At 50.7% G+C, this 19,276-nt stretch carries 16 protein-coding genes; 6 read left to right on the forward strand and 10 right to left on the reverse strand.

The window, feature by feature from the left end; translation table 11 throughout:
• Positions 1 to 31 precede the first annotated feature (31 nt).
• The 5 genes from ligA to ACFQNF_RS07070 all read right to left on the reverse strand — a co-directional run bounded on the left by ligA (position 32) and on the right by ACFQNF_RS07070 (position 7,148).
• Positions 32 to 2,422: an NAD-dependent DNA ligase LigA gene (gene ligA, locus ACFQNF_RS07050; protein ID WP_380187236.1), complete on the reverse strand. Its 2,391-nt coding sequence runs from the start codon at positions 2,420 to 2,422 to the stop codon at positions 32 to 34.
• Between the two features lie 291 nt (positions 2,423 to 2,713).
• Positions 2,714 to 3,277, reverse strand: a complete 564-nt coding sequence (locus ACFQNF_RS07055) for a hypothetical protein (protein WP_380187237.1) — start codon at positions 3,275 to 3,277, stop codon at positions 2,714 to 2,716.
• Positions 3,278 to 3,428: 151 nt separating this feature from the next.
• Entirely contained in the window at positions 3,429 to 4,625 is a 1,197-nt protein-coding gene (locus tag ACFQNF_RS07060; protein ID WP_380187239.1) for a cell division protein ZipA C-terminal FtsZ-binding domain-containing protein, read from the reverse strand.
• Positions 4,626 to 5,302: 677 nt separating this feature from the next.
• Entirely contained in the window at positions 5,303 to 6,253 is a 951-nt protein-coding gene (locus ACFQNF_RS07065; RefSeq protein WP_380187241.1) for a DUF808 domain-containing protein, read from the reverse strand.
• 28 nt (positions 6,254 to 6,281) lie between these two features.
• Entirely contained in the window at positions 6,282 to 7,148 is an 867-nt protein-coding gene (locus tag ACFQNF_RS07070) for an MBL fold metallo-hydrolase (protein WP_380187243.1), read from the reverse strand.
• Between the two features lie 83 nt (positions 7,149 to 7,231).
• Between ACFQNF_RS07070 and ACFQNF_RS07075 the strand changes: the two genes are divergently transcribed.
• The 4 genes from ACFQNF_RS07075 to ACFQNF_RS07090 are packed head-to-tail and all read left to right on the forward strand — an operon-like array spanning position 7,232 to position 10,112.
• The gene (locus ACFQNF_RS07075) at positions 7,232 to 7,564 is read left to right on the forward strand and encodes an ArsR/SmtB family transcription factor (RefSeq protein WP_380187244.1); all 333 of its coding nucleotides are present in this window, start codon (positions 7,232 to 7,234) and stop codon (positions 7,562 to 7,564) included.
• Entirely contained in the window at positions 7,554 to 7,985 is a 432-nt protein-coding gene (locus ACFQNF_RS07080; RefSeq protein WP_380187246.1) for a YeeE/YedE family protein, read from the forward strand. Before ACFQNF_RS07075 ends, ACFQNF_RS07080 begins: the two co-directional genes overlap by 11 nt.
• A gap of 7 nt (positions 7,986 to 7,992) precedes the next feature.
• Positions 7,993 to 8,409, forward strand: a complete 417-nt coding sequence (locus ACFQNF_RS07085) for a DUF6691 family protein (RefSeq protein WP_380187248.1) — start codon at positions 7,993 to 7,995, stop codon at positions 8,407 to 8,409.
• Entirely contained in the window at positions 8,406 to 10,112 is a 1,707-nt protein-coding gene (locus ACFQNF_RS07090) for a SulP family inorganic anion transporter (RefSeq protein WP_380187250.1), read from the forward strand. Before ACFQNF_RS07085 ends, ACFQNF_RS07090 begins: the two co-directional genes overlap by 4 nt.
• Positions 10,113 to 10,282: 170 nt before the next feature.
• Here ACFQNF_RS07090 and motD read toward each other — a convergent pair whose 3' ends face one another.
• The 5 genes from motD to ACFQNF_RS07115 all read right to left on the reverse strand — a co-directional run bounded on the left by motD (position 10,283) and on the right by ACFQNF_RS07115 (position 14,071).
• Positions 10,283 to 11,095 carry a flagellar motor protein MotD gene (gene motD, locus ACFQNF_RS07095; protein ID WP_380187252.1) on the reverse strand — a complete coding sequence of 271 codons (813 nt, stop codon included), beginning with the start codon at positions 11,093 to 11,095 and terminating at the stop codon, positions 10,283 to 10,285.
• Between the two features lie 102 nt (positions 11,096 to 11,197).
• The gene (locus tag ACFQNF_RS07100; protein WP_380187254.1) at positions 11,198 to 12,130 is read right to left on the reverse strand and encodes a S49 family peptidase; all 933 of its coding nucleotides are present in this window, start codon (positions 12,128 to 12,130) and stop codon (positions 11,198 to 11,200) included.
• Positions 12,123 to 12,473, reverse strand: a complete 351-nt coding sequence (locus tag ACFQNF_RS07105) for a Rieske (2Fe-2S) protein (protein WP_380187255.1) — start codon at positions 12,471 to 12,473, stop codon at positions 12,123 to 12,125. The genes ACFQNF_RS07100 and ACFQNF_RS07105 overlap by 8 nt, the downstream gene beginning before the upstream one ends.
• On the reverse strand, positions 12,466 to 13,122 hold the full coding sequence (locus ACFQNF_RS07110; RefSeq protein ID WP_380187257.1) for an HAD-IA family hydrolase: 657 nt from the start codon (positions 13,120 to 13,122) through the stop codon (positions 12,466 to 12,468). The genes ACFQNF_RS07105 and ACFQNF_RS07110 overlap by 8 nt, the downstream gene beginning before the upstream one ends.
• A complete protein-coding gene (locus ACFQNF_RS07115; RefSeq protein WP_046353254.1) occupies positions 13,115 to 14,071 on the reverse strand; it encodes an RluA family pseudouridine synthase in 957 nt (318 codons plus the stop codon). Before ACFQNF_RS07115 ends, ACFQNF_RS07110 begins: the two co-directional genes overlap by 8 nt.
• 793 nt (positions 14,072 to 14,864) lie before the next feature.
• Here ACFQNF_RS07115 and ACFQNF_RS07120 point away from each other — a divergent pair.
• Together ACFQNF_RS07120 and ACFQNF_RS07125 are read left to right on the forward strand one after the other, a co-directional pair.
• Entirely contained in the window at positions 14,865 to 17,798 is a 2,934-nt protein-coding gene (locus ACFQNF_RS07120) for an Rne/Rng family ribonuclease (RefSeq protein ID WP_380187259.1), read from the forward strand.
• Between the two features lie 538 nt (positions 17,799 to 18,336).
• Positions 18,337 to 19,266, forward strand: a complete 930-nt coding sequence (locus ACFQNF_RS07125; RefSeq protein WP_046353256.1) for a branched-chain amino acid ABC transporter permease — start codon at positions 18,337 to 18,339, stop codon at positions 19,264 to 19,266.
• Positions 19,267 to 19,276 lie beyond the last annotated feature (10 nt).

A 19,276-nucleotide genomic window follows, 5' to 3' on the forward strand; every position in this document is an offset into this window, starting at 1 on the left:
GTAGCGCCCCTTAAGAAAGGTAAAAAGACCCTTAGCCCGCCAACATCCTTAGCAATGCCGGCTCATCTAAAATAGACACCCCCAAATCCTGCGCCTTAGTCAGCTTGCTACCTGCATCGCTCCCCGCCACCACGTAGTGGGTTTTTTTCGAAACGCTGCCAGATACTTTACCTCCTGCGGCTTCGATCAGATCCTTGGCCGCATCGCGCGATAAAGTTGGCAGCGTGCCGGTTAGCACCAGCGTTTTATCTTTAAACACCCCGGCGATCGATTCAAGCTGTTCGGGCAACTGGCTTTCTAAATCTGCACACCATTTAGCCAAGCTCTGTAGTGATGCACGCCGCCCCTCTTCATCCAGCCAAGCCAGCAAAGCCTTGGCCACATCGCTAGGCAAAAAGGTGAGCGAAAGCCAATCGGCCTCAGCCAAGGCAGTTAAGCTGATGACTCGCTCAGCCAATTGACCACTACGCACAGTCGATAATTTAGGCACGCCCAGATGGGCGTAAAGCACAGCGGGCTTTATTTTTTCGCGCAGCAAGCCACTTGGAGCATGCTCGTCTTTTGGGGTAATACCCGCAGCCAGCAAGGCATCGAGCGCGAGTTGGTTTTTAGGCTCAGCAAAAAATTCGCTAATCGCCACCGCCACGGTGTCACCAATATCAGGCAGGGATCGCAATAGCGGCGCCGGGGCATGGCGAATCAACTCCAAACGTCCCAGCCAATCAGCCAGCGTTTTGGCGGTTGATTCACCCACATGGCGAATTCCCAGTGCAAATAAGAAACGAGCCAAGAGCGGTGTTTTGCTCGCAGCAATGCCGGTCAGCAAGTTTTCTGCCCATTTGGTTGCAAGGCGGCCCTGCGCAATGCTTTCCTCACTCACTCCTACGGCCCCATCTGCGGCGGCCTTCATATTCTGAAAATCGGCCAGCGTTAAGGCGTATAAATCAGCCAGTGATTTCACATAGCCTAGATCAACCAAGCTCTCCACATAGCGCTCGCCAAGGCCGTCGATATCCATCATGCGGCGGCCTGCAAAGTGACGAATGGCTTCTTTGCGCTGCGCGGAACAGCTCAAGCCGCCTGAGCAACGCGCAATCGCCTCGCCTTCTTCACGCACCACGTGCGAGCCACAGACCGGGCAGGCTTTGGGTAGTGAAAACGCAGGGTAAAGCGGCTCTTGTGCGGGCGAGAATAAATCCACACCCGGCATGTCTTTCATGGGGCGGCGCTCCAGCACCACACTCACTACCTCCGGAATCACATCTCCGGCGCGGCGCACGGCTACGGTATCGCCTACCCGCACATCTTTGCGTCTTGCTTCGTCTTCGTTATGCAGCGTGGCATTGGTTACGGTCACCCCCCCAACAAACACCGGCTGCAAGCGCGCCACAGGGGTGATCGCACCAGTGCGCCCCACCTGCACATCAATCGCCTCCACAATGGTTAAGGCTTCTTGAGCGGGGAATTTATGCGCCACTGCCCAGCGCGGCTCGCGGGTTCTGAAGCCCAGCTCTTTTTGCAGCGCCATGCTGTTGACTTTGTAAACCACGCCGTCGATATCAAAAGGCAAGCTGTCGCGAATCTCGGCAACATGGGCATGAAATTCGGCCAAGCCCGCTCCACCTTGCAGCACCGCCCGCTCCGCACAAACCGGAAAACCCAAACCTGCCAGCGCATCCAGCACGGCCGAATGCAAAGCAGGCTGCGGCCAGCCTTCAAGCACACCTAATCCATAGGCAAAGAAAGACAGCGGCCTTGCAGCGGCAATCGCTGGATCGAGCTGGCGCACTGCACCGGCAGCGGTATTTCTTGGATTTACAAAGGTTTTATCCCCTGCTGCCAATTGGCGCTCGTTCAGGCGATCAAAATCGTCGCGGCGCATATACACCTCGCCACGCACCTCTAAAAGCTGCGGCAGCACCTCACCGTGCAAACGCAGTGGAATCTGCAAAATGGTACGAATATTTTGTGTAACATCCTCGCCGGTCGCGCCATCCCCTCGTGTAGCGGCTTGTACCAGCACGCCGTTTTCATAGCGCAGGCTAATGGCCAAGCCATCGAACTTTAGCTCCGCCGCGTATTCAATCGCAGCGGCACTTAAAGGCAAATCCAGCTCTTTACGCACACTGATATCAAAAGCCAATGCACCCGCTGGCGTAACATCGGTTTCGGTACGAATCGACAACATGGCAATGGTGTGGGTAACCGGCTCAAACTGCGGCAGCGGCTTGCCGCCCACTCGCAGCGTGGGCGAATCGGGCGTCGCCAATTCTGGATGCGCCATTTCCAGCCCTTGCAGCTCACGAAACAGGCGATCGTACTCAGCATCAGGCACGGTGGGTGCGTCGAGTACATAGTATTCATGAGCATATTGGTGGAGTTGTTTGCGCAGAGATTGCGCCTGTTCTGGCAGAGTTGTCATTTTGTGGTCGTAGGCTGATTTTGGAATTAAAACGAGATAAATTTCAGAGGAAAGATCGCAATATCCTGACTATGCAGATAGCCAATCCCGTCAACTTAAACATCATGTTTTTCGTAGGGAGGGTAAAACCCGCGAGCGATGTTGAAAAATGCGCGGGTTGCACCCGCCCTACGATGATTCAATATTGGTCATTGTGCTGCAGCGACATGGCAAATAACTCAGTTAATAAGATTGACTTCTACCACTCCTGCGGCATTGGGGCCGTCCGTGCCACTCCCAACATACGCCATGCTAGCGGGTAAAAATAGAAATCCCCATGCCTTGAAATGGCCCAAGCGGAGTGTTTTCTTGTTCAAACTGCTCGATACTGGGTGTGCCGCTCCAGAGCTTATAAACCAGCACGCCATCCTGAATGATAAAGATCACGTCAAAATGCCAGCCCGAAATAATTGTTTTTCGCTCAAAGTTTAAAAAATCCGCCCAGAAATTACCATAGCGCTTTCTGACCGAGCTTTTTTGCTCAATTTCATAAGCAAAGCACGATGTTTGTGCCGCGATGCATGCCTGAATTTGCGGCGCTAATAAACGCGGCTCACCTGCCCCGCTCAAAGCTAAGCGGCGCATTAAATCTGCGTAGCTCAGTACCACAATATTAGGTGTTTTAAGCGGATCCAGCCCCATTGCGTGCAATTGCTGCAAGCTGGTGGTTTCCAGAGAAATACTTTTAAATGCGTGCTCTGCCGTTTGATAATCGGGCCAAGGCGTACGGCTAATTTGCTCGGAATCGGGCAGAAGGGCAGCACAGGAAGTCAGGACTACACTGGCAATCGCACAGCTTACTTGGGCGCGTTTCATACACCCTCCTGCAGCGTAACAGCGATATACTCATATCGTCACTTTAGCCGAAAAATGCAGCACAATCTGCCTGTATTCACCCCAAAGTAGCAATGCCGCTGACGAGCAGCGGCATTGTTGTAAAACTTATCACCCTGCGCCTCTGCACAACTCAGGCAAATAAGCGTAAAGCCGCTACCGACCCTGGCGCAATGCCTTTGTCGTCCATTTTGGCGTACAAAACACCTAGCTGCTTACGGATATTATCAAGGCTGGCCTCAGTCAGCGGCTTACTATTATCGTCTACCAGCTCACCGGATAAGGCTACAGATAAGTGCTGGGCAAACTCAGCAAAGTAATCGAATACCGAAACACCACCCGCTACCCGGGGCACGTCAAACAGTAGCGTCAGGCCCGTCGATGTATTACCAAAATGGCTATGGTCATGATTGGATAAAGTAAAGAGAGTCTTACCCGAATCACTACGATAATGGAACGCGCCTTCAGGGCTGCGGATCAGGCCGGCATTTTCTGCCAGTAAGCGCACCCGCTCCATGGGGAACGGGCGGCTGGCCGCCATCACATTCAAGCCAATCAGCACATCTACGCCAGCGCAAAATTCGTCCAGATTAGTAGCCGCCACCAGTTTGGCCGAGCGCTGAGGAAAAGTCACCACCGCTTCATGCTCATCGACAAACTGCTGCACAGACATGCAAAAAGCATTGAGCTGCTCCGAGCTTAATGCCCCTTGACGATCTGCTAGCTGCAAACCAATTTTCAATTCTTTATAACGTGAGCGCGCACTGGGCACACAGGCTTCCCAGCGACGATCCTGCGTAAAGCCCATTACCTGCACGCGTTTAGAGCCGCGAAACACGGGCAACTCTGTAGCGGCAATCAGCTCGGTGGCATGGATTTCAGCAATAAAATCAAGAGCAGGATCGAGCAAGCTGCTGGCCAGAGCCTCATGATCATCGCCCACAATCGCTGCAGGCTGAGCAGGCACTTCCACTGCAGTCACTGGCGCGCTGGGTACGGGGGCCGCAAGCGAAGAAGGCACAACAACAGGCTCTACATAAGGCTCACGCACTGGCGGAACTGCAACTTCAGCTTCGAATTCCGGCTCGGCAAACTGAGGCTCAAAACGATCAGCCACCTGTTCAGCGCGCTCTAAAGAGGGCTCCATACGGCTGGCTTCGCCAGTGCGCACCATGTTTTTGGGCACATCAAGTAAGGCATCACTTTCATTACGCGCAAACGCTTTGGAAGCTTGCTTACGATAGCGATATTCCTGCCACCAATTGAAGGCGTAAACGGTGGCGACAATCACGCCACCCACAATCAGCGATCCTAGTTGCAAATCGGTCATTCTTTAGGTCTCTTGGCAAGTCGATCTATCATTGCGAATAGCACCCCAAGCAAAAGCTGATGCAACAAGGGTGAAATATCCGGGCCGATATCGGACCAGTCTATATTCAGTGTTAATTAGATAAGCGGCCTAACCATCTATTCAGCCACAACAGTTTTTCATCGGCACATGCAAAAATATCCATTACAAATAGCCTTGATGAAAAAATCGTGACCCTATTCGGCCATTTTCTTACTTTATATGAGTTTATTTGCCAGCCAAGCCACATTGCCCATTGAGACATTTACGCGGCACTAAACTGCATTCATGTAAAAGGATACCAGACTTAAGCAACTCAGTATTCTTACTAAGCCTTATATTAGCTCAATTTTACTGTACTTTTTACCTAGAGCCAGCGTGGCTAAACATCACAAGACACCGTTTCTACCCAGGTCATTCATGCTATTAATCACATTAGTATGCACTCATTAACAGCAAGGCAAAAACCACGCGCCACACCGAACTCTTTTGCCTGGTGATAAAACTCAACGTCTTCAAATACTTACTCGCAATAAATCAAATAAAAAATAAACTACTTTAGAAAACACTAATACAATTGTCACCATAAAAAAACAATCAAGGGCAAATCAATTGCCCTTGATATTTAAAGCAGTGTCAAACACACCCTAAAACCTAGCTTAAGACTTCACTGCTTTCAAAACCGTTGATAAACCCATCCAAGCCGCGAGTAAAGCAGCTCCGGCCAGTACACCCACCACGGCATCCAGCAAGCTAGGCAAGATCACATGCAATACCGCACCTATGCCACTTAAGCGGCTTGCCGCTTCACTTAAGTGCTCAATCAATTCATGCGCAGGGGCAAAGCCATGGGTTAGGATGCCGCCACCCACCATAAACATGGCGACCGTTCCCACTACGGCAAGCGTTTTCATAAGGTAAGGGGCACCCAACAAGCAGGCCGTGCCAATTTTATGCTGGATTTTTGTCAGCATATCGCTGCCTTGCTTTTTGCAGAGATAAAGCCCCGCGTCATCCAGCTTCACAATCCCCGCCACCAAGCCATAAACGCCCACTGTCATCACAATGGCAATAATAGAAAGCACCGTCAGTTGCGACACAAACGGTGCTGCCGCAACAGTGCCAAGCGAGATCACGATAATTTCGGCAGAAAGCACAAAATCCGTCCGAATCGCGCCTTTAATTTTATCTTTTTCAAATGCCACCAAATCAATCGCCGGATTATCCAGAGCATGAGCCAGTGCTTCTTTTCCAGCCTGATCTTCGCCGCTGTGGTGTAAAAATTTATGCGCGAGCTTTTCAAAGCCTTCAAAACAAAGATAAGCGCCACCCAGCATCAGCAGCGGCGTAATCAGAATGGGAGCAATGGCACTGATCGCCAAGGCAGCAGGCACCAGAATCAGCTTGTTGATAAACGAGCCTTTTGCCACTGCCCACACCACAGGTAGCTCACGCTCGGCACGCACGCCTGAAACTTGCTCGGCATTTAAGGCCAGATCGTCTCCCAAAACGCCTGCGGTTTTTTTTGCTGCGATTTTGGTCATCAGCGCAACATCGTCTAAAACTGCGGCGATATCATCAAGTAATACTAAAAGACTGGTTCCGGCCATGTTTGCTCTCGTTAATTAATTTGTTTTTTTACAGCACATCCAAGGGGATTTTTAAGTAGCGCTGTCCATCTGCTTCAGCCTCTGGAAAGCCCCCGGCACGGATATTGATTTGAATCGCCGGTAAAATCAACTGCGGCATATCCAGTGTTTTGTCCCGCGCTTCACGCATCGCAATAAATGCCGCTTTATTGACCCCCTGATGCAAATGGATATTGGCCTTACGCTGCTCTGCAATGCTGGTTTGCCATTGCACCTGTGAGCGCCCTGCGGGCAAATAATCATGGCAAACAAATACGCGCGTTGTATCAGGCAAAGCCAGGAGCTGCTGAATTGAATCGTAAAGCAATGCAGCATCACCCCCCGGAAAATCGCAACGGGCCGAGCCCACATCCGGCATAAACAGGGTGTCGCCCACAAACAGGGCATCGGCAATTAAATAGGCAATATCAGCCGGAGTATGCCCCGGCACAGACAGCACGGTGGCGTTTAATTGGCCAATTTGAAACACTTCACCCGCCGCAAACAAAACATCAAACTGGCTGCCATCTACGGCAAAACCAGCTTCCAGACCAAACACCGGCTTAAAAATACGCTGCACTTGGTGAATCTGCTGGCCAATCGCTACTTTTCCTCCCAACTTTGCTTTTAAATATGCCGCAGCAGAAAGATGATCGGCATGAGCATGGGTTTCCAGTATCCATTCCACTTTTAAGGTATGGGCTGCCACAAACTCGATCAGGCGATCGGCACTGGCTGTGGAGGTGCGCCCAGATTTGGCATCGTAATCCAGCACCGTATCAATTAAAGCAGCACGACCACCCTGCCGATCAAACACGACGTAGCTAACTGTAGAAGTATTCGGATCAAAAAAGGCTTCAACTTGAGGCAGCAGCATTTTTTCTACTCCAGATTAAATATATTTGAAAATATTATATATAAAACTATAATATATCAAAGATGCTTCCAACGGTACACACAATGACCCCTCAACAAATCCTCGTCATGCGTGAAGCGGCGCATGGCGCAACCCGTATTTTAAAAGTCATGGCAAATGAAGATCGGCTCTTGCTGCTCTGCCAGATGGTAGACAGCGAGAAATGCGTTTCAGACTTTGAAGCCTTGCTCGACATCCGCCAACCCACACTATCCCAGCAACTCACCGTATTGCGCAAAGAAGGGCTGGTCAACACGCGCCGGGAAGGCAAACGCATTTATTACAGCTTAGCCAGTGCCGAAGTACAACAACTGCTTGAAGTGCTCTACGACCTTTACTGCCCAATCGATCTCAAGGAAATCCCCGATGCAAATTGACTGGATTCATTTCACCCCGTGGAGCGCCTTGCTGGGCGGGGCATTACTTGGGCTAGCCAGTGGATTACTTGCGCTGCTAGCCGGGAAAATCGCAGGAATCAGCGGCATTTTAGGCGGTTTACTTAGCTCGCACTCCAGCAAAGAGATGGCATGGCGCAGCTCTTTTTTAATCGGCCTGCTCTTAACACCCTTGCTTTGGCTGGTATTTAACTCCCCTGCAGACATCCAGATTAGCGCCAATATACCCACGCTCATTATTGCTGGGCTGTTGGTTGGCATTGGCACCCGCTATAGCAATGGCTGCACCAGTGGTCATGGCGTTTGCGGCTTATCCCGGCTTTCGATTCGATCACTGGCCGCCGTAGCCAGCTTTATGGGTGCAGGATTTATCACCGTGCTGATTGCACGCCACTTATTCTGAGGCCAAGATGCTTAAATTAATTGCTTTACTCTCAGGGCTATTATTTAGCTTAGGGCTGATTATTTCCGGCATGGTGAACCCCGCCAAGGTGATTGGATTTCTTGATCTGGCAGGCCAGTGGGACCCCAGCCTTGCCCTTGTTATGGCCGGCGCCATTGCTACAGCCACACCCTTTTTTATCTGGTCAAAAAGCCGCAAGCAGACCTTACTGACCCATGAAAAAATGTCCCTGCCCGATAGTAAAATCATCGACCGCACCCTGATTGGCGGCAGCATTTTGTTTGGCATTGGCTGGGGCTTAGCGGGCATTTGCCCGGGGCCGGGCATTGTTGCGCTAGCGATGGGCGAAGCCAAAGCGTTTATTTTTGTCATTGCCATGCTTGTGGGCATGTTTATTTTTACCCTACTGCCTAAGAAGCCATGAGTAAACTCAAGTCGCTAAGCAAGCTGCTGCCTATTTTGCATTGGCTACCGCTTTATCAAAGGAAAACCTTTATCGGGGATTTGGGAGCCAGTTTAATTGTGGCCGTTTTACTTATCCCCCAAAGTCTGGCCTACGCCCTATTGGCAGGATTGCCACCGCAAGCAGGTATTTACGCCAGTATTTTGCCGCTAGTGGTCTATGCCTTTTTTGCCAGCAGCATGGTGCAGTCTGTTGGCCCGATGGCAATTAGCGCAGCCATGACCGCCAGCGCACTCGCCCCCTTAGCGGCCATTGGCTCGCCAGAATACAGCGTGCTGGCAGCCAGCCTTGCTTTACTTTCCGGGCTTTTTTTAGCACTACTGGGCTTGCTGCGGCTTGGTTTTATCACGCAACTTTTATCCCACCCCGTCATCAATGGCTTTACTAGCGGTGCCGCCATTTTGATTATTGTCGGGCAAATCGGCCCCCTACTCGGCATACGACTTGAGGGCGAGCATCTGGGGCAATTACTCTGGCAACTTAGCCATGCCCTGCCCCAAATCCAAGTTTTTGGATTAGTTTGCCTAGTATTACTTTGGCTGGCCGGCCGACCTCTGACTCAATTACTCAGCAAAATAAGCTACGGCGCAGTCCTCGCCAAATTAAGTCCGCTCTTACTGATGCTGATCATAAGCGCTGCCGCGTATTTTTTAAAAATCAACACACCGCTCACAGGCTCTTTTAGCAGCAGTATGCCCCGCTTATTTTGGCCAGTGCTCAATCAAAGCACGTTTAACCAGCTTTGGCTCCCCGCCATCACCATCGGCCTAGCCGGCTTTTTGCAAAGCATTACCATCGCCCAAAGTTTGGCCTTAAAAGCCAAACGTAGCGTCGATAGCAATCAAGAATTAATCGGCCTGGGCGCCGCCAATATTGCCGCAGCGGCCAGCGGGGGGTTTCCGGTAAACGGCGGATTTTCCCGCACTGCCGTCAATGCCGCATCGGGTGCCAACACGCCATTAGCAGGCGTAATGACAGCCCTATGGATTGCCCTTGCCGCATCTTGGCTCAGTGATTACTTAGCGCTTATCCCGCAATCACTGCTTGCGGCAACCATTATTCTGGTCGCCATTCGCCTCATTGATTTTGATTTTTTAATTCGCAGCTGGCGCTACGACTGGCGTGATGGCGCGGCCTTTGCCTGTACCGTACTTGCTGTTTTAGCCTTGGGTGTGATGCAGGGTATTCTGGCAGGGGTTGGATTATCTCTTTTGCTCTTTCTATATCGCAGCAGCCAGCCGCATATTGCGGTAGTTGGCCGAATTGCCGGCACAGAGCATTACCGCAATATCAATCGCTTTAACACGCAAACAAACGATCATATTGTGGCCGTGCGAATTGATGAGAGTCTTTACTTTGGCAACAGCGCCAAAATACAAGCCGAGCTGATGCACATTTTAGAAAAAGCCCCTAAAACCCAGCACCTCGTCTTGATTCTGTCGGCCGTAAATAGCATCGACTACAGCGCCATGCAGGCGATTGGCCTGCTGCAAGAAAATTTACGCGCAAACCAAATTAAAATTCACCTGAGCGACGTCAAAGGGCCGGTCATGGATCACTTATTACGCAGTGAGATGCTGAGCACGCTGGATGGGAAGATCTTTCTAAGCGCCCACTTAGCCATGCAGGCTTTAAGTGGAGAGAACGAGGATTTTTCGATTTAAATAGAAGGCCCCAACCCTAAACCTGTAGACACAGAGATAAGTGAGAACACAGAGCACACAGAGAAAAGCTAAATGCCTTAATCCCTTAAGGTTTTCTCAGTGTGCTGCTTTTTAACTCTATGTTCTCTGTGTCTACAGATCTTTTTGCTTTTAAGTGGGTGAACCCTAGTTTATTTAGGAGCAGGGGAAGCGGGCGCTGGTTTGGCCTCGTTTCCTAGGGGCAGCACGGCGACTTCGTCTTTATTATCGGCCAAGATATTCAGCGTAACGCGGCGATTGCTGGCCCGCCCTTCTGGTGTGTCATTACTGACTTGTGGCCGGAACTCGCCATAACCAATCGCCACCAAACGCTGTGGCGCCACCCCCACATCCACAAACAATCGCACCACGCTAGCGGCACGGGCGGCCGATAGTTCCCAATTAGAAGGAAACTGCCCAGAACGCATCGCTTGGTTGTCGGTATTGCCTTCAATTTGGATTAAGTTATCAGTATTTTTAACCATCTCAGCCACCGCAATCAAGGCAGTGGCCGATTCGGTATGTAAATCTGCTTTTGCTGTATCAAATAGCACAGAATCGCTGATTTCAACGGCAATGCCGCGCTTGGATTGAGTTACCCGTACCTTGCCCTGATCAATCAGCGCGCCGAGCGATTTTTTCAAATCCCCTGCCATGCCCTGCATTTTTTGCGTTTGCTCGGCAAGCTTCGGGCTAGGTGTAGGCGTCGAAACCACATTCAGCACCACCAGCTTATCTGGCACACCCGCCACAGACTGATTCTGTTTGATCACTTCCTTGCTGGTTGGCGTTTGCTTAAAAGCATCAATCATTGAATTAGACAAAACTTTGTACTTGCCTTCATTCACCGAAGAAATAGCGTACATCACCACAAAAAAAGCAAACAACAGGGTAATAAAATCAGCATACGACACTAGCCAGCGCTCGTGGTTTTCATGCTCCTCGGGCCTGCGTTTACGTGCCATGCTGAATTCCTTTTCAAGGTGAAGGTGGGTACGTTTCTATGCCCACGCGTACAAGCAAATAGTCTAGAACGCGTGGGCACAAAAATGTGCCCACCCTACACATTACTTCAACTGCACATTAAACTCAGAGACCAGCTTATTCGCAGCTGATACACCAATCTGACGCGCCAAACGATCTGCATAGCTAGGCCGCGGCGTAAAATCAACGATCTCTTTGGCTTTAACTACATCACGCGCCACGCTATCTACTGAGCCTAAAGCATCGACCAAGCCCATCTTGATGCTGGCAGCACCACTCCATACAAGGCCGGAAAAGAGATCAGGATTATCAGCCAGCTTATTACCACGCCCTGCTTTAACCACGCCAATAAACTGCTGATGAATTTCATCGAGCATCACTTGCGCTTTATCACGCTGGACCTGGCTCATCGGTGAATAAGGATCTAAAAATCCTTTATTCGCACCGGCAGTTAACAGACGGCGCTCAACACCTAGTTTTTCCATCACACCACTAAAACCAAAGCCATCCATCAATACGCCGATCGAGCCCACCATTGAGGCTTTATCTGCATAAATCTTGTCTGCTCCTGCTGCTGCGTAGTAGCAACCTGAAGCGCAGATTTCTTCGATCACCACATAAAAAGGGATCTTCGGATGCAGCTTTTTCAAGCGTGCAATTTCATCGGCCATCATCCCTGCCTGCACAGGGCTGCCACCGGGGCTATTGGCCTGCAAGATTACGGCCTTGGTGTTTTTATCTTCAAATGCCGCGGTTAAGCCTTCGATCAAGGTGGAAGCATCCGCCTCACCTCCCGCAGAAATCGCACCCTCCAGACGAACCACGGCCGTATGCGGGCCAGTCAGCTCATCCCCCGCCTTACCGCCAATCCAGCCCATGCTCACAGCCAAAATCATGATCACAATGCTAAAGGCCAGCAATCTAAAAAAGATATTCCAGCGGCGTGCGCTACGGCGCTCTTTAATACCGGCATGCAGCAAACTTTGTAATTGTTCGCGTTCCCAAGATTCATTCATGCTGTTCCTCGATCAAATAAACTTGATTCGCGTATTCACGAACCGGCAAAGAAATAAGCTTGCGGCCGGAGCAAGGCCCGCCCAAGCAAAGACCTGTATTTGGCGCGTAATATGCGCCATGTGTAGAACAAACCAGCCAGGAGTGAGAATAATCGAAAAAATCCCCCGGGTTAAAATCCAGCTCAATCGGAATATGCGCACACTCGTTAATATAAGCGTAAACACCGCCATCATATCGAAACACAAAGGCACTGCGCTCACGCCCTCCCCATTGCAAGGTAAAACGCTGCGCCAAGCCCCGTTCAAGCAAATCTTGGCTTTGACACAATACCCGCTCAGGCATTGAGCAAAATCCAATCTTTTAAAGCATGGAAATCATCAAAATGCGCCAGCGGCTTACACGTCAGCAACTCAGGCAATTTATGCGCACCATAAGTCAGCGCCACACTTTGCGTTCCCGCATTCTGTGCCAGCTGTAAATCATGCGTGGTATCGCCAATCATCAAGGCACGGCTCGCATCTATATGACACTTATCTAAAATGTAATGCAGCATCGCCGGATGAGGCTTAGAAAACGCTTCATCTGCTGTTCGGGTCACTTTAAAAAAGCCCCCCAAACCGGTGGATGCCAAGACGCGGTCTAACCCCGCTCTGGACTTACCCGTTGCCACCGCCAGCTGAAATCCTGCCTCAATAAAAAGCGGCAAAGATTCCATCACTCCGTCGTACAAAGTCACTTCCTGATCCTGGGCCAGATAATGACGACGATAGATATTCACCACTTCAGTGATTTGTTCAGGCTTTGCATCCGGGGCAAGATATTGCATTGCCTCTTGCATGCCATAGCCAATCACATAGCGAGCCTCTATATCTGTCGGCACCGCAAGGCCCACATCGGCAAACGCCGATTGAATGGCACGGGCAATGGTGCCGGTGGAATCCATCAAGGTGCCATCCCAATCAAACACCAGCAAATCAAACTGCTTAGGCATGCGTTTTCTCAAGTAGGTCAATATAAGATTGTAATTCAGGCGGCAAAGGCGCTTCCAGCTCCAAAGGCTTACCTGTGATCGGGTGATCAACGATTAATCGCCAAGCATGTAAAAACATGCGCCGCAGCCCCTGTCTTGGCAAGATTTTATTTAAGGCAAAGTCACCATACTTTTCATCGCCCAAAATAGGGTGCTCGCTGGCCGCCAGATGCACCCGAATTTGATGCGTTCGGCCGGTTTTAAGCTCACACTCAAGCAAAGAGCAATCTTTCCATACCTTACGACGATTCACCACGGTATGTGAAATTTTTCCTTCAGGTGAAACACGCACACGGCGCTCGCCTTCAGCTGTGTTGTATTTCAGCAAAGAAAACTTAACATGACTGCGCGGATTCTCCCACACACCTTTCACCAAAGCCAAGTATCGCTTATCGATGCGGTGATTATCACGCAAGGCATCTTGCAGCACCGTCAGCGCAGAGCGCTTTTTGGCCACCATTAAAATACCTGAGGTTTCTCTATCCAGCCGATGTACTAATTCCAAAAATTTGGCTTGCGGGCGCTGGGCACGAATCAACTCAATCAAGCCAAAGCTCACACCAGAGCCGCCATGCACAGCCAAACCTGCAGGCTTATTCAGAATAAGAATTGCATCATCTTCAAAGATAATTGGAATATCAATCCGGTGTGAGGCCGCCACCGCAGGCGCTGCGTCTGGCTTTTCTGCCACGCGCACCGGAGGCAAGCGCAAAATATCGCCGGCAACGATGCGATAAGTCACATCACTACGGCCTTTATTTACGCGTACTTCACCACTACGCACAATGCGATAAACATGACTTTTGGGTACGCCCTTGAGGTGTTTTAACAAAAAATTATCCAGCCTTTGGCCGGCATCTTCTTCGTCCACAGTCAGGAACGTGACGGATGCTTTGCTACTGCCCTTCATCTTGACTTATACTCTCCGCACGCCACAACCCAGAAGGTTGTAGCAGGTTGGCCGAAGCGATAAAAACGCAACGGCAACGATTACCGCAAGGGCTTGTTTTGACAAGGGACTTTTAATTACCCGCTTCAAACAAGCACTGCGCAAGGTGGCTAAGGCCACTTTTAGATCCCGCTCTTAAAGCAATACTGCAGGGCGATACAGTCGGCGATTACCTTCCCGCCGTAGAGTAAAAACACTCTACGCCTCCCAACTGGCACAAAAAGCCAGTCTTAGTAAAACAGGGAGCGCAAGCGCGGGGCTCGCCTATCTGCCGTCAGGCTTATGCAACAAGTTCCGGGAAGCGGTTATCTCGCTCACCGCAAAAAGCAGCGATGGTAATTGATTTGTATATATAAAGCACTCATCGGATTCTTATTAGCGTACTGGCCTACTTTTACAAAAAGACAAGTAAAAACGCCGGTATGGTACGTTCGGCAGCTAAGCACCTTGTAATGGCCTTCTAAAAAAAAGGTGAGAGAAGAATAAAAACCAGCAAGAAAAGCTGACTCAAATCCTTGTTAATCTTTATCTAACAAGGATTTTAGGCCGATTTCCGAGGCTAGGTATGAACTTCACCGCCGTTTTGTAGGCCACTGTAAATAATTGCATGGAGTAGCCTCTCCCCCGCGCCACCAATACTTCCTGATTAAGGATACGGGCACACATGATTAAGCCTTTATCTCAATCTTGCCGGATGCGCTGGGCTTGCCAGAACCTAATTCCTGCCGCGTGAGTGCGAGCCGGAGCATTTTTTATGAAACGTATGCTATTTAACGCAACACAAGCCGAAGAGCTGCGCGTTGCGATTGTTGATGGTCAGAAGCTGGTCGACCTCGACATCGAAACCGTTGGCAAAGAACAACGGAAATCCAATATCTACAAGGGTGTGATTACCCGCGTAGAACCTAGCCTTGAAGCCTGCTTCATTGATTATGGCTGCGATCGCCACGGCTTCCTGCCGTTTAAGGAAGTAGCTCGTGCCTATCTCAATGACAGCGGTGACGGTCATGGCCGCCCTCGCATCGGCGATTCGCTCAAAGAAGGTCAGGAGCTGATCGTTCAAGTCGAAAAAGACGAACGCGGCAATAAAGGCGCAGCCCTCACGACCTACATCAGTTTGGCAGGTCGTTATTTGGTGCTGATGCCTAATAACCCACGTGGCGGCGGCGTTTCTCGCCGTATCGAGGGCGAAGAGCGTAATGAGCTTCGCGCTGTACTCGACCAACTCGAAACACCAAACGGCATGAGCCTGATCGCACGCACGGCGGCTATTGGCCGTAATGCTGAAGAATTGCAGTGGGATTTAAACTACCTATTGCAACTTTGGCGTGCGGTTGAAGGTGCTGCCTCTACTCAAACTGGCGCATTCCTGATTTATCAAGAATCAAGCCTAGTGATCCGCGCAATCCGTGATTACTTCCAGCCAGAAATCGGCGAACTTCTGATTGATAAGCTCGATATTTATGAGCAAGCACGCCAGTTTATGAGCCATGTGATGCCGGCTAATGTAAACCGCGTAAAATTTTATCAAGATGATGTGCCGCTATTTTCGCGCTTCCAGATTGAGCATCAAATTGAAACCGCTTTTGCCCGCGAAGTGAATTTGCCTTCCGGCGGCGCAATTGTGATCGACAAGACCGAAGCGCTGTACTCCATCGACGTGAACTCGGCCCGCTCTACCAAGGGTGCAGATATCGAAGAAACCGCGCTGCGTACCAATATGGAAGCCGCTGACGAAATCGCCCGTCAGATGCGCCTGCGTGACGTGGGTGGTTTGATCGTGATCGATTTTATCGACATGGAAAACCCAAAGAATCAGCGTGAAGTCGAAAACCGCCTGCGGGACGCCCTGCACCACGACCGTGCTCGCGTTCAGACTGGCAAAATCAGCCGCTTTGGCCTGATGGAATTATCCCGTCAACGCTTACAGCCTTCCTTAGAAGAAACTAGCCATATCGCCTGCCCGCGCTGCCACGGTACTGGCTTTACACGCGGCATTGAATCTTCTGCGCTCAATATCCTGCGTATTATTCAAGAAGAATCAATGAAAGAAAACACCGGCGCAATCCATGCACAAGTGCCGGTTGATGTTGCAACCTTCTTGCTCAATGAAAAACGCGCCGAGATTTTTGCACTTGAAGCACGCCTGAAAGTAAGCGTGATTTTGATTCCAAATACCCATTTGGAAACGCCAAACTACAATCTGTCACGTCTGCGCCACGAAGATATCGGCAATATTGAAGATGTAGTGCCCTCTTATAAAATGGTCGATTTGCCAAGCGAAACAGGCTATCAGCCAGGTAAAGTAAAAGAAGAGCAAACCAAGCGCCAAGAAGCCATGGTCAAAGGCATTACGCCAGATCAGCCAGCGCCGATTTCCGCTCGTGACCGTATTGCCGCGCCAAGCGATGATGTCGTTGTTCCATCTCTCTGGAAAAAACTCGTTACTTGGTTCCAAGGCGAGCCTGCTGCTGCGCCAGTAGAAGCACCTAAACCGGTTGCTGCTGCCCGCCCGCAAAATAACTCACGCAATCGCAATGATCGTGGCCAGCGCCCTCCTCGTGAACCACGTGAAGGCCAAGCTCCTCGTGCAGAGCGCCCGGCCCGTAACGAAGAAGCGCCTGCCCAGCCGCGCCGCAGCAGTGGCAAGCCACGTATCGAAGAAGACTTGCAAAAGAGCCGCGAAACCCGTGAAGCGCGTGAAAACCGCGAACCACGTGAACGCACTCCAAGCAATGATCGCACCGAACGCAACGAAACCCCGGCGGTAGAACAGCGCCCTCGCAACGAGCGTCCTCCGCGCCAGGAACGTCAGCCACGCAAAGAAGCTGCTGTTGCCCAGACCGAAGCCTTGCTGACTACGCCCGCTGTAGAAAACAACACGGATGACGCCAGCGAGCAACAACGTAGCCGTCGTCGTCGCAGCCGTCGTGGTGAGCGCCGTGGTGAGCGTGTTGAATCAGCATCGGGTACAGAAGCGGCATTCACTGCAATTGATGCACCCGCACCTGGTTTTGTAGCCACAGCCCCAACACATACTGCGCCTGTAGCAGCAAGTGCAGCAGCGCCCGTTACTACTGCACCGGTTGTGGTTGTGGCTGCACCTGCACCAGTACATGTACCTGTTGCACCCGTCGCAGAAGTGCCTGCTCCAGTACATGTGCCTGCTGTACCAGTTGTGGCAGCGCCTGCTCCGGTAGTGGCTCCAGAAGTTATGATTCCTGTAGCAGCATCCGTACCCGCTCCTGTTGCCGAGCCTGCACCTGCTCCAGTAGCTGCGCCAGCGCCAGTTCCGGCGCCTGTGGTTATCGCTGCACCGGTAGCTCCCGTGCCCGCCCCTGTACTCGCTCCCGCTCCGGTAGCGATCCCTGCGGCACCCGCACTTGTTATTGGTACGCCGGAAGCGGCAGGATTGGTTATGGTTGCAACGCGTGCTTTAGCAGCAGAAAGCGATCCTGTGGCAGCCGCTCCGGTACGCCGTCGCCGCCGTGATACGCAAGCAAGCAACACCATAGCCAGCAGCGAAGCACCTATGTTGCAGCAAGTGGAAACACAAGCCGCCAGCAATGCAGCAGTTGCATCACAAGCAGCCAATGATGCGCCGATACGCGTTCGACGCGAGACGGCCGCAGCGCCGGTGGATACATCCGCCGAACCACTTGTACAAGTTCAAACCAAGCAGTTTTAATCTCGTTTGAATAAAAAAAAGCCACCGAAAATAACTCGGTGGCTTTTTTTATGCTTTTAGCAATGCCTTTCAAGCTCAGTACGCTCTACACACGGCAACGCAAGGTTTTTACACGCCGCTTATCCTATTTATGCCGCGCTACATGACAAGCGCTTAAGGCATTCTATTTACCCGCATTCCCCTTTATCCAAAAAACAATAACCCTCCCAGCAAGCCCCTGTATAAGCCCCTATATTTCTACTCACATTTAAAATCATTGTTTCACAATCAATCCCCCCCCTACACCTTATCTGCTTGTTTAAAAAAGAATAAACATTTCAAAATAATGAATATTAGAATTATTTCAGGCTAGTATCTAAATGGAATCCATTACTTAATTAATGGCAATCTTTTTGTTTAAAACAGCCTGGTTCAAGATTGCCAGTTGGGGAAATTCACAAGTATCCGCAGGTATTATTCAAGGTTAATTTTCGCACTCAGACCAAACTGTAATGGTCTTATTCAATCGCATCTGCACTCCTCACTTGGGCTAAACAACGTGGATATTTTTCTCCAGCAAATTTTTAATGGCTTGGTTGTCGGTAGCATTTATGCGCTGATTGCCCTTGGCTATACCATGGTGTACGGCATCATGCAGCTGATCAATTTTGCCCATGGCGAAATCGTAATGATCGGCGCAATGGTAACCATTACATGTATCAATCTTTTGCTAGGGCAAAATGTTTCGCTGCCCGGCCCGATGTTATTGCTCGTCGGGTTTATGATGGCCGTGCCGGTATCGATTCTTTTAGGCTACGCCATCGAAAAAATCGCTTACCGCCCGCTGCGTAAAGCACCAAGACTAGCGCCTTTGATTACCGCGATTGGCGTATCGATTGTATTGCAACAAGTGGCCATGCTGATCTGGGGCCGTAACTACCGTCCTTTTCCAGCCATTATGCCTACCACAATCCACGAAATTGGCGGCGCGACCATTACCAGCTTGCAGATCTCCATTATTGGCTTGGCGCTGGCTTTGATGGCAGGCTTGTTCTTCCTGATTGAACGTACCAAATTAGGCCGTGCTATGCGTGCCACAGCTCAAAACCCGGAAGTCGCCGGCCTGATGGGCGTCAATATCAATTCCATTATTTCTATGGTGTTTATGATTGGCTCAGCGCTGGGCGCTGTAGCAGGCGTCATGGTTGCCGCAAATTACGATCAGGCACACGCCTATATGGGCTTCTTAATTGGGCTGAAAGCCTTTACAGCGGCAGTACTGGGCGGGATTGGCAATTTAGGTGGCGCGGTGTTGGGCGGACTATTGCTTGGCCTCATCGAAAGCCTAGGCTCTGGCTATCTGGGCGATTTAACCGGCGGTGCATTTGGTAGTAACTACAAAGACATCTTCGCCTTTATCGTGCTGATTATCGTACTGGTGTTCCGTCCGTCCGGATTACTGGGCGAACGTGTAGCAGACCGCGCTTAAGCCCAAGGGA

The sequence above is a fragment of the Iodobacter arcticus genome, assembly GCF_042664895.1.
GTDB lineage: Bacteria > Pseudomonadota > Gammaproteobacteria > Burkholderiales > Chitinibacteraceae > Iodobacter > Iodobacter arcticus.

Excerpts from the sequence above, each read along its gene's own strand:
- motD (WP_380187252.1), bottom strand. The coding sequence starts at position 11,095 with ATGGCACGTAAACGCAGGCCCGAGGAGCATGAAAACCACGAGCGCTGG.
- ACFQNF_RS07055 (WP_380187237.1), bottom strand. The coding sequence starts at position 3,277 with ATGAAACGCGCCCAAGTAAGCTGTGCGATTGCCAGTGTAGTCCTGACT.
- ligA (WP_380187236.1), bottom strand. The coding sequence starts at position 2,422 with ATGACAACTCTGCCAGAACAGGCGCAATCTCTGCGCAAACAACTCCAC.
- ACFQNF_RS07080 (WP_380187246.1), top strand. The coding sequence starts at position 7,554 with ATGCAAATTGACTGGATTCATTTCACCCCGTGGAGCGCCTTGCTGGGC.
- ACFQNF_RS07100 (WP_380187254.1), bottom strand. The coding sequence starts at position 12,130 with ATGAATGAATCTTGGGAACGCGAACAATTACAAAGTTTGCTGCATGCC.
- ACFQNF_RS07075 (WP_380187244.1), top strand. The coding sequence starts at position 7,232 with ATGACCCCTCAACAAATCCTCGTCATGCGTGAAGCGGCGCATGGCGCA.
- ACFQNF_RS07110 (WP_380187257.1), bottom strand. The coding sequence starts at position 13,122 with ATGCCTAAGCAGTTTGATTTGCTGGTGTTTGATTGGGATGGCACCTTG.
- ACFQNF_RS07060 (WP_380187239.1), bottom strand. The coding sequence starts at position 4,625 with ATGACCGATTTGCAACTAGGATCGCTGATTGTGGGTGGCGTGATTGTC.
- ACFQNF_RS07105 (WP_380187255.1), bottom strand. The coding sequence starts at position 12,473 with ATGCCTGAGCGGGTATTGTGTCAAAGCCAAGATTTGCTTGAACGGGGC.
- ACFQNF_RS07090 (WP_380187250.1), top strand. The coding sequence starts at position 8,406 with ATGAGTAAACTCAAGTCGCTAAGCAAGCTGCTGCCTATTTTGCATTGG.
- ACFQNF_RS07115 (WP_046353254.1), bottom strand. The coding sequence starts at position 14,071 with ATGAAGGGCAGTAGCAAAGCATCCGTCACGTTCCTGACTGTGGACGAA.
- ACFQNF_RS07070 (WP_380187243.1), bottom strand. The coding sequence starts at position 7,148 with ATGCTGCTGCCTCAAGTTGAAGCCTTTTTTGATCCGAATACTTCTACA.
- ACFQNF_RS07120 (WP_380187259.1), top strand. The coding sequence starts at position 14,865 with ATGAAACGTATGCTATTTAACGCAACACAAGCCGAAGAGCTGCGCGTT.
- ACFQNF_RS07065 (WP_380187241.1), bottom strand. The coding sequence starts at position 6,253 with ATGGCCGGAACCAGTCTTTTAGTATTACTTGATGATATCGCCGCAGTT.
- ACFQNF_RS07085 (WP_380187248.1), top strand. The coding sequence starts at position 7,993 with ATGCTTAAATTAATTGCTTTACTCTCAGGGCTATTATTTAGCTTAGGG.